We start from the raw sequence: 9913 nt of genomic DNA on the forward strand, positions 1-9913 counted from the left end.
GGAGATGTGTATAAGAGACAGATATTATCTAGCGCCTCTTCGAGATTACCACTCGCTTCTCCCGCCATCGCCATACTAACGAAAAACGTATCAAATACACGAGGATGTTTTTCGATTGCCTGGGAAAACTGAATCCCACTACGCAAATCATCTTCCACCTCGACAAGCGCTCGCTCGAGTGGTTTTGATTCTGTTTGTTTACGTAAAATTTCGGTTGCCCTAACAATCGAAACACCGGATCGAACGAGCGTTGCAAACTGACGCGCATACATGACGAGGTGTTCAATCTTCGGTTTAGCACTTAAAAACGTAATCTCGGTATTTAACCCTTTTGATTCTTGCTTTTCAAGCAATGTGACAGCAATTTGATCCGTTCGAAGACGTTCTGCCGCCTCGCGCTTTGACAAGGCAGTGATCTTGCCTTTTTTTCGTTTTCCGGCCATCGTTCGACCTTCGTAAATGAATACTGCCATCCCTTCACCCCGATATGTATGGTGTTGCAGCAGATGCCGGAATCAAACCGCGGCTGACCAAATCTTGTAAAGCCATCTGCATCGTTTGCATGCCATATTGTTTACCCGTCTGTAAAACGGATTGAATCTGATATTCCTTACCCGTCCGAATCAAGTTGGAGACAGCTGGTGTATCAACCATGATTTCTAAAGCCGCAACACGTCCTGTCCCGTCCGATCGTGGCATGAGTCGTTGTGAGATGACACCTGCTAGGACGTTCGCTAGCTGTGCCCGAATCTGATCTTGTTGCTCCGACGGAAATACATCGATGATGCGACTGACCGTTGAAGCTGCTGTTGCCGTATGCACCGTCGCAAAGACAAGATGACCGGTTTCAGCAGCCGTTACCGCGGTAGCAATCGTCTCAAGGTCGCGCATTTCTCCCAGTAAAATCACATCCGGATCTTGGCGAAGCGCTGAGCGCAATCCTGTCGAAAAACGTGGCGCATCAATTCCAATCTCCCGTTGATCAATTAAGCTCTTTCGATGACTATGTAAGTATTCAATCGGGTCTTCCAGTGTGATGATCCGTTTATACATTGTTTGATTGATTTCGTTAATCATCGCAGCAAGCGTCGTCGACTTCCCGGAACCTGTTGGACCCGTGACAAGGATGAGACCATGTGGCTTCGTCAAAAATCGCTTGATGACTGGAGGAAGTCCTAACTGTTCAAGCGAAGGCACTTCTGTCGGGATCGTTCGAAAGGCCATCGATAATGCGCCTCGCTGATAAAAACAATTGACCCGATATCGTGCTACACCTGTCACACCAAACGAAAAATCAATATCTCGATCCTGCTTCAGTTGCTGATACATGTCTTCCGTGATCAACGAACGAACGAACCCGTCAATGATGACTGGTTTCATCTTCTCGGATCCATATGGTGTCAGTGTTCCATTGATCCGAAACACAGGAGGGGATCCGGCAGTCAAATGAACATCGGATGCCCCTCGTTCCTTCGAGGAACGAAGAATATCTTCGATTTGGGCACGTTCCATCGTTTGATTCATTCTGAAATCACCGTCCGTAAAATTTCTTCTGTCGTCGTGATACCATCAGCTACTTTCGATAGACCATCAGCTAGAAGGAAACGTTGTCCTTGCGATTTAACGTACGCTGTGATGTCACTTTCCGTCGACTGGTTCATGATCATGCGCCGTAAGACTTCGTCAATCATGATGACTTCCTGAATCGCGACACGACCTCGATATCCAGTCATATTACAAGATGAGCAGCCACGACCTCGCATGACAGTCGTCGCTTCGATTCCTTCTTGATCAAACAGCTCCTGTTCCCGCGTTGATAACGAGTGGGCTTCTCCGCAGTCCCGACAAACACGGCGGACGAGTCGTTGTGCGATCAATCCGCTAAGTGAAGCTGCGACGAGAAATGATTCAACGCCCATATCGATCAACCGTGTAATTGAACTAACTGCTGAATTCGTATGAAGCGTGGATAGAACTAAGTGTCCCGTCAAAGAAGCACGGATCGATATTTCTGCTGTTTCAATATCGCGAATCTCACCGACCATGACGACGTTCGGATCCTGACGGAGAATCGATCGGAGACCACTCGCAAATGTCAAACCGATCTTCGCATTCACTTGGACCTGATTGATGCCATCGACCTGGTACTCAACCGGATCTTCGACGGTGATGATATTGCGTGACTCATCATTCAACTCATTTAAGGCTGCATACAATGTCGATGATTTCCCTGAACCGGTTGGCCCGGTAATTAAAATAATACCGTTCGGTCGTTTTAACATTTCTCGGAACTGTGATTCATTCCGTGAGCTAAAACCAATTTTAGAGATGGAAATATTCGAATTGGAACTATCCAAAATTCGAATAACGACTTTTTCCCCGTATACGGTAGGTAGTGTAGAAACACGGAAGTCGTAAGCTAGTCCATTAAAGACATATTTGATTCGCCCATCTTGCGGTAACCGGGATTCCGTAATATCAAGCTCACTCATGACCTTGATTCGTGTCGTTAAAATGCTTTGAATCTGCTTCGGATAATTATTTTCCGTTCGAAGTTCTCCATCGATTCGAATTCGAATCGTCATCGATGTTTCCTGGGGATCCATATGAATATCGGATGCCCGTTGTGCAATCGCATTTTCTAAGATTTGATTAACGAGACGAATGATTGGCGCATCTTCACGTGTCACCACGTCGCGCGACTGGTCCATCTCCGTCATATCATCTGACTCCAACAAATCGCGCAACGATGAATCGATATCATAATACTTCAAAATCGTTCGTCTGATTTCGTCCCGTGTCGCAATACCTACGTCAATCACTAGACCCGTCTGCATCCGTAAATCATCGATTGCAATCAAGTCCATCGGATCCGCCATGGCAATAAATAAACGATTTCCTTCACGGTAGACCGGAACTAACGTATGCCGCTGTGCTAACTCTTTTGAAATCAATTTCGTCACCGCGACATCGACCGGATAATTATACAGTTGAATGATCGGAATCTTTAACTGATGATGGAGCGCTTCTAGTAATTGTTGTTCCGTCAAATGACCGAGGCGGAGTAACGCGTCACCCAATTTTTCAGTTGGTCGTTTTACAGAAAGTGCCTCATCGATTTGACTCTCTGTCACTAAACTCTCTTCGATTAACATTTCACCGAGTCGTTTTCGCTTCATCGCCATTTAGTCCGTCATCCTTCCGCATGCCATGATTCGTCTTCAATCATTACAGTTCGCTTTTGTTTCTTTTCATCAATCAGACTCGTAACGCCTCCCGTTACGACACACAGTAATACCATACCGATCGCTACAAAAGGATTACTAATCCAATCCAACTGAACACTAAAATAGATCAGTGTCACCATGATAATCGCTGCGATGGATAATACTGACTTCGCCTGAATCGAGGTCACATATGGAATCGTCACCGCAAACATCAATCCACAAATGATTGTCGCAAGTCCGATGATGATTCCAAGTTCAATTGCAATCGTCGTCCAATTCATACTCTTCCCTCCTCGTTTAGCCGACAGCTTCTCCTGTCGACTCATCTTCTACCGGCGAAGCGGGATCACCTTGATTATTCTCATCTGGTGTCGTTGGTGAATCTGGGCTGTCCGGTGAAGTAGGTGTCTCTGGCGTTTCAACTGTTCCATCCGTTTGTGGATCTTCAGAATTCGGATCAGTTGATGTCTCTGAATCCGTTTCTTCAGATGGTGTTTCTTCGGTTGGTGGAACTACGACAGGAGCCTGTTCTTCTTGACTGCTTTTCGTGATGACAGCAGGAATCGCTGCATAAAAATCCAAGGAAAGAAGTTTTTTCTGTTCCCCTTTAGTGGTCTTCATTACACGGTAGACTTCAATCGATTTTCCTTCTTCGCCAGCTTGCGTATCATTCGTCGTCCCGGCTGAAAGCGTAGCTGAGTAACGAGTAATGGTTCTAAATGGAATTGTCTTTTCTCCTTCCAACACGACAGTCACTGCCTCTTTTATCGGTGCTCCACGTAGTTCAATCGTCACGTCGCTTCCCTCTTGCGTGGCGACGAGGCGATAAACTGATGCTTGCGTATTGCGAACAGCAAAATCTGTTTTTTCGTCAATTTTGACATCGTAACCTAGTGTAATATCATCGGGGAGTGTCGCATGTGGCATGCGTTCCACGATTTCAAATGGTGTTTTTGCGAACAATTCGTATAATTTACTTCCAACGTAAGAAGCGGCGATTGGATCCATACCATACGTTTTCACATTCATTAATTGATCTGGCTTGATTTCGACGTTTGCCATGCCTGTAATCATTTGTTCTTCTGCTGCTGAACGTGTTGAAAACGTGATACTTGATACGACCTCACCTTCAGCAGACGACTCTGACGTTTGTGAAGGATCAAAATTCCCTTCAGCTAATGTCTTGCTTGTATTCGTTAACCATGTTTTAAACGCTTCCGTTTGTTCTTGTGAATAGCTGACAGGTTGCGTAGATAGAAAACTTTGTAGCATTTCGTCATCGATTGAGAGAATTAAGTCTCCTCCCGTTTTCAGAGACGCTTTTTTAACAGATTCCTCAGAATCAAATGTCACCAATTCAGTTGGTACCGGTAACGTTTCTTCTCCTGTACCCGTCGTCAACGGTGTTTTTTTGGACCATTCCGTAATCGCTTTTTGGACTGCGGATTCAGCTTCTTTACGACTCATCCCGCTTACAGGAACAGATCCAACTTTAGCCGTTTCAGAAAAAGTCGTCTGTTCAGTCGCCTTTCCGGTAAAGGAAATTAAGGCGAAAGATGGCACATAAATCAAAACCACGAGTAAGACGAGTAAAAGTGTATGTACAGCAAAACGCTTTGTATTGAGCATCATCTGTTTCCTTTCTGTATGAATTAATCATTTCAGGTGCCTAGTATTTCCATTATAATGAATATCATGATGAAACATAAGTCTATCCTGACAATTCTTTTCTCTAACTGTGAATGTCTGTAGGTTTTTGAACTTCATCCAATTGATGTTTTTTCCGATAGAAATGAAGAGGTGAGCATATGCAACACAAACAAGATGGATTTTCATTAATCGAGGTCCTTGTCAGTATTACGATTCTGTCGATTATCTCTGTCTCATTGATCAGTATCTTTTCGCAATCTCTTTCAGCATCACGCACTAGCACGGAATTGACGTTTGCGAACTATTTAGCTAAAAATGCTACTTCTTACATAAAGCGAGAAGCGATTGAAGCGACAACGAATGAAGCCTTTTCTTTTGTTTCATTATCTCAAGAAGCACTGAAGGCCGTTTATCTGAATGGAAATTATGTGATTCCAGAACCCGCCACTCCTTCTTGTGGTGTATCGGCTATTTGTACGTCAATTTTTACTGATCCTGAAATCAACAATATTTCATTTGATGTGAAGTACAGTGTGACACCTCATAAAATGGAAGGTGAAGTGAATCCGAATCTACTCGATCTTTATGTATACGTGTATGTAGAAGGAACGACTGAACCGATTACGACTTTGAAAGGATCGATTACGAATGCGACGCTCAACCAAAGTTTTCCAACAACAAAGTGAAGGATTCACACTCGTCGAACTACTTGTCTCAATCGTCGTTGCTTCTATTTTCAGTGCTGTCATCTTGACGGTATTCATTTCCGGAACGAAAAGTTTTCGAGCAACTGGTATCATTAGTGAATTACGTAGTGAAGCGGATAGTCGGATCGGTATCATTTTAAATGAGGTCAGTGGCTTTGATGCGATTCGCATCGATGAATCTAAAACACTCTCTTTTTATAAAAGAACGTTGCCTACGCTAAACAATGAGACGGGATTACTTGAACGAGCTAGTGGATTTCAACCGTTCAATGCAACAGAAGAAGCTTCAGCATCCGCATCTACCGTGAAGCCTGTTACATATACATTCCTGACCGAACAGCAACAAGGCGATAAACTCGTCTATACGTCAGAGCCACAATCAATCGATGAGCAATCCGAACTTTTTCAAACCTTCACATTATCTAGTCCTGAATATCAAACGATCACCGGAAGTACGTATCCTGGTCGTTATGTCATCCATGGTATTTTGACCATCACGACTCGAATCCAGTCAACTGATCAAGAAGAAGTACAGACCTTCACGAGTACGATTGGATTTTAATTCAGAAAGGAACTAATCATGCGTAAATCTGAACAAGGCTACACCTTATTATTCGTACTCGTCACGCTAACGGTACTTTCCGTTCTTGCCATAGCCACGATTGGTATCAGTCTACAGTCCACACGATTAACTGAAATCCGTGAAACGGATATAGATGTCGAGACATCCACTCAAAATGATTTGGATCAAGCCGTTGCTGCATTACAGCAAATCGTCGTCAAGACGACGGGCACTTCACCTACGACATCTTCACAAGCACTATTCAGTAATTTGAATAGCTCAATCATCTTACCTTTAAAATCCATCGTCCCGAGTGTCTCGGTCGAAGTAAACGAGACCGCCTCGAATATCCGAGTTAAAGCATTAGATTTAACCGCAACAGTCGAGAAACAAAAGGGTGATCAGCCTGTGATTCGCAAGACATATCGCCAACGCGTGTATCTGTCTGCTATTCCAAGCTTCTTGTACTATACGCTTGGTTCGGATAACCAAGTCATTATCAAAGGTGCGCCCTTCATCGAAGGTAATATCTTCTCGCGAAATCCTTTAAAAGCAACCGCTACTCCTTATTTTAAATACAATAATGAAAATGGGACGTTCACAAATACACAAGCACTTCCTTATGTCGCTGGTCAAATTCGGGTGTTCCAAGAAAAAAATCTACCTTTGCTGCAATGTGAAGATTATTTATCTTGTGACCGTAGCATTTTTGATCCAAAAGGATCAACGGACCTCGTCTCAACGAAAGAAGCGCTTGTTCCATTCGACTTCAACTACGCTTTGAATGACTTTTTAAAGCTGCCGGTGAATACACCGATTACACAAATTACTACCTCCTTAAAGGACTCGGCTATTCCAAAATCGGTCTTAACAGGTCCGTTTCTGACGGCACTTGATACGAAACGACAGATGATTAGCCCGGCACCGAACACAAATAATACGATCACATTGACGGATGATTTAGTACAAGAGACGCTCGAGCCTTTGATCATCAATGGGAATCTGACAATTTCTTCACTGAATTCCGTTGATCAGCCGTTAGAAATCAAACGGCCGCTTGTCGTCCTAGGTAACCTCCTCGTTCGAGGGAATGTCGGTTTTGCGACAACGATTTATACGACAGGTACAAGTCGTCTCGATGATGCGAATATTCAAGGTCTCACTTCCTCAACGAAACAAAACACGTTAATTCTACTCAGTAAAGGAACACTCGTCATCAACCGGGTGAATAAATTTTCAACACCCCGAACGACTACGCCTGACTTAAATGCTTTCCTTTACAGCGATGACGATCAAATCAATACGATCTACTCTGTCGGGTCGACGATGAACGTACGTGGTGGCATCTTTACGAAAGGGAAACTAGAAGTAAACGCCTATCGTGGAAAACTCGATTTAGCAGAGAATCAGTTCCCTGCCAATGTGAGGGATTTAGAAAGACTCATGATTGCCAATAAATCTGCGGATGCTGAGGCTTCTCGATTACGCATGGCCTATGATGCAACCGTTTTGAAAAATCCAACTTCCTTATTACCTTTAAATCGTTCTGTCCAAATGTATGTCGAAACACCAAAACGTATTCAACAGTAATCAGAAGAGCCCCTCATCAACTCGATGAGGGGCTCTTCGTTATTGCTTAGAATGTCGTAGCACGATACATTTTTGCAATCTTCTTTACTTGTTTCGTTTCTACCTTTGCCTTGTGCTGTTTCAACAATTCAAATAAATCTTTTCGATTTTGTTTGACTGTCTCATAGATCGGACGTTCTTTTCCTAAGTTCGGATTGGCACCAGCCCCTAAAAGTAACTCGATGACTGTCTCATTTTGATCAAGTGTGGCATAAAACAAAGGGGTATGACCGTACGCATCGATTCGATTTAAATCTTTAGACGTTGCGCGCTTGACGAGTAAAGCATACGCATCACTGGAACGATTCACACTTGTTGCCACATGAAGAACAGATTGTTTCTTCTGATTTAACTGATTCACTTTTGCTCCCTTTTTTAGCCAAGTAGCCACTGTATCCCGAGGAGCAAACTGCGCCGCATAAAACCAATTCATTTGATTTTGAGATGTCTTAGAATCTAATAGCAATTCAGCCTTTTCAAATGCAAGCGTCTCTTGAAAACGACCAATATAACGATTTTTTTCCGATGTAGACATGTCTGAACTTTTTAACGCGGATGCTAATTCCATAGGCTTTTCTGAACGTAACGCCTGTTCTAGTTCAGTTTTTCGATTCGATTGGATGACGTAACTTGTAACTCCGACTCCAGTCAAAATCACGATCAAAAGGATGACAACGATGCGTTTTCGTTTCATATCCAACTTCCCCACTTTTTAATATACATCTCCATCCAAGTCGGTTGATCCTGAATCTGAACCAATCGTCACCTTGAATGTTGTACTCAAAGGTGTTTTCTGATCATTTTTCAAGACTTCCAACACATCTTTATTTTCTTTTAGCACAGTGACTTTAATGCGAGCCACACCAGGACGTAACGGTTGCAACGCTTGGCCCATCGGATCGATTTTGACGTACTCTTTCCCTTGCGTCACTTCCATCCGGTAAAATCGTTCAGTCGTCGTTTCCGGGAACCACCCTAAGAGTGGTCGTTTGTTTTCATCCTTCATCGTCATGATTAAATCATCAGCTGTTACGCTGGTCGGGTTCTCACGGACTCGAACGAGTGTCTTTGCTACCGTATCTGGGAAATCCGTCAACGTGAGTAATGCTTCGACAGCTCCATTTGGAGTACCGGTCTTACCTGTAATCGTATAACCGTTCGCTGTTGGTATCAGTTCAATCGCACTACTCAACGTAGACGTCGTAAATGGTAACGGGTAATTCGGTTTGAATGTTGCCGTCACATCTTGTGTTGATCCGACCCAGAGTTCAAGATTACTTGGGGCGACCGAAAGTTCCGGTAGCTTCACTTGAATTGTATAGGTCGTAGACTGGGCAAGGTATGTCGAACTTCCTGCTTCTGCCGGAACGACAGCTTTAACTGTGATCGTTCCAGGTGTTTTCCCGGTCAAATCTAATGTGTTTTTCGATAAACCATTCGTTTTGACATGCGAATCATTCGTGATGATCCATTGAATCGGTGTCTCGTTTCCTGAAATCATCGAAGCGAGTCCCGTCATGGATTTCGTTTCACCAACGTACAGTGTATCCGGTACGTTTCTTACAATCAGTCCACCAAATACATCATTGATCACGAGATCAGATGTCGTCGTGAGTTCTTTTCCATTACCTACAGGAACGACTAATTTGATTTGTGTCGTACCGACTTTTTTCGGTTTAATGACTCCTGCTTCATCGATTGAGGCAATCGTCGGATCGACGATCGACCATTTCAACGTTCCGTATTGGCTACCTGTCGGATTAATTTCTGGCAAGACTTTATACGATGGTGTCGTGATATCCATCTTGACGGATGGAATCTTCGCACTTGTCGCAAATGCCGGTGTCAATGCGTAGCCAAGTGTCGGAAATGCTTGTGGATCATTATTTACTGTCGTTAGTTTATCTGAACGATTTGTTTCATTTTTATAGACATTTTTAGTTGATGTTAGCACATTATCTTTTTTATCGAGCGTGTAAATGCCCGCAGATTCTTTAGCTTTTACTTTTACTTTAAATGTTATTTCTGATTGTTTAGCTACCCACTGCCCTTGGTAAATGCCGTCAAGTGCTTCATCGTATTCAATGTTTGGTGCGTAGCCTTTTATAGACCTGTCTCTTATACACATCTCCGAGCCC

At 43.5% G+C, this 9913-nt stretch carries 9 protein-coding genes and 1 pseudogene; 3 read left to right on the plus strand and 7 right to left on the minus strand.

Translation table 11 applies throughout. The features are described 5' to 3' along the window. The 5 genes from F8N00_RS12730 to F8N00_RS12750 all read right to left on the minus strand — a co-directional run. Window positions 1–473, minus strand: a 473-nt coding sequence (locus F8N00_RS12730; protein WP_421018343.1) for a type II secretion system F family protein, incomplete at its 3' end; no start/stop codon positions are given. Between the two features lie 4 nt (window positions 474–477). Continuing rightward, the gene (locus tag F8N00_RS12735) at window positions 478–1524 is read right to left on the minus strand and encodes a type IV pilus twitching motility protein PilT (RefSeq protein ID WP_023468959.1); all 1047 of its coding nucleotides are present in this window, start codon (window positions 1522–1524) and stop codon (window positions 478–480) included. Next, complete coding sequence (locus F8N00_RS12740) at window positions 1521–3185, minus strand: GspE/PulE family protein (protein ID WP_023468960.1); 1665 nt, start codon at window positions 3183–3185, stop codon at window positions 1521–1523. Before F8N00_RS12740 ends, F8N00_RS12735 begins: the two co-directional genes overlap by 4 nt. Before the next feature lie 8 nt (window positions 3186–3193). After that, the gene (locus F8N00_RS12745; protein ID WP_023468961.1) at window positions 3194–3508 is read right to left on the minus strand and encodes a hypothetical protein; all 315 of its coding nucleotides are present in this window, start codon (window positions 3506–3508) and stop codon (window positions 3194–3196) included. Between the two features lie 16 nt (window positions 3509–3524). Further along, entirely contained in the window at window positions 3525–4859 is a 1335-nt protein-coding gene (locus F8N00_RS12750; protein ID WP_041255164.1) for a G5 domain-containing protein, read from the minus strand. Window positions 4860–5035: 176 nt separating this feature from the next. Here F8N00_RS12750 and F8N00_RS12755 point away from each other — a divergent pair, with 176 nt between their 5' ends. Genes F8N00_RS12755 through F8N00_RS12765 form a run of 3 tightly spaced genes read left to right on the plus strand, consistent with a single transcriptional unit; the run spans window position 5036 to window position 7736 of the window. After that, complete coding sequence (locus F8N00_RS12755; RefSeq protein ID WP_023468963.1) at window positions 5036–5563, plus strand: type IV pilus modification PilV family protein; 528 nt, start codon at window positions 5036–5038, stop codon at window positions 5561–5563. Further along, complete coding sequence (locus tag F8N00_RS12760; RefSeq protein ID WP_023468964.1) at window positions 5526–6146, plus strand: PilW family protein; 621 nt, start codon at window positions 5526–5528, stop codon at window positions 6144–6146. Before F8N00_RS12755 ends, F8N00_RS12760 begins: the two co-directional genes overlap by 38 nt. A gap of 18 nt (window positions 6147–6164) precedes the next feature. Then, window positions 6165–7736: a type II secretion system protein gene (locus tag F8N00_RS12765; RefSeq protein WP_023468965.1), complete on the plus strand. Its 1572-nt coding sequence runs from the start codon at window positions 6165–6167 to the stop codon at window positions 7734–7736. A gap of 46 nt (window positions 7737–7782) precedes the next feature. On the opposite strand, the gene F8N00_RS12770 is transcribed toward F8N00_RS12765, so the two are convergent. Both F8N00_RS12770 and F8N00_RS12775 read right to left on the minus strand, forming a co-directional pair. Then, the gene (locus F8N00_RS12770; protein WP_023468966.1) at window positions 7783–8469 is read right to left on the minus strand and encodes an ankyrin repeat domain-containing protein; all 687 of its coding nucleotides are present in this window, start codon (window positions 8467–8469) and stop codon (window positions 7783–7785) included. Window positions 8470–8487: 18 nt separating this feature from the next. Beyond that, window positions 8488–9913: pseudogene (locus F8N00_RS12775) on the minus strand (DUF5057 domain-containing protein); the annotation flags it as partial.

The organism is Exiguobacterium sp. A1_3_1 (assembly GCF_048985645.1).
GTDB lineage: Bacteria > Bacillota > Bacilli > Exiguobacteriales > Exiguobacteriaceae > Exiguobacterium_A > Exiguobacterium_A indicum.

Bases quoted from the DNA above. Each gene is read 5' to 3' on its own strand.
- F8N00_RS12745 (WP_023468961.1), bottom strand. From the start codon at position 3,508: ATGAATTGGACGACGATTGCAATTGAACTTGGAATCATCATCGGACTT.
- F8N00_RS12760 (WP_023468964.1), top strand. From the start codon at position 5,526: ATGCGACGCTCAACCAAAGTTTTCCAACAACAAAGTGAAGGATTCACA.
- F8N00_RS12750 (WP_041255164.1), bottom strand. From the start codon at position 4,859: ATGATGCTCAATACAAAGCGTTTTGCTGTACATACACTTTTACTCGTC.
- F8N00_RS12770 (WP_023468966.1), bottom strand. From the start codon at position 8,469: ATGAAACGAAAACGCATCGTTGTCATCCTTTTGATCGTGATTTTGACT.
- F8N00_RS12740 (WP_023468960.1), bottom strand. From the start codon at position 3,185: ATGGCGATGAAGCGAAAACGACTCGGTGAAATGTTAATCGAAGAGAGT.
- F8N00_RS12735 (WP_023468959.1), bottom strand. From the start codon at position 1,524: ATGAATCAAACGATGGAACGTGCCCAAATCGAAGATATTCTTCGTTCC.
- F8N00_RS12765 (WP_023468965.1), top strand. From the start codon at position 6,165: ATGCGTAAATCTGAACAAGGCTACACCTTATTATTCGTACTCGTCACG.
- F8N00_RS12755 (WP_023468963.1), top strand. From the start codon at position 5,036: ATGCAACACAAACAAGATGGATTTTCATTAATCGAGGTCCTTGTCAGT.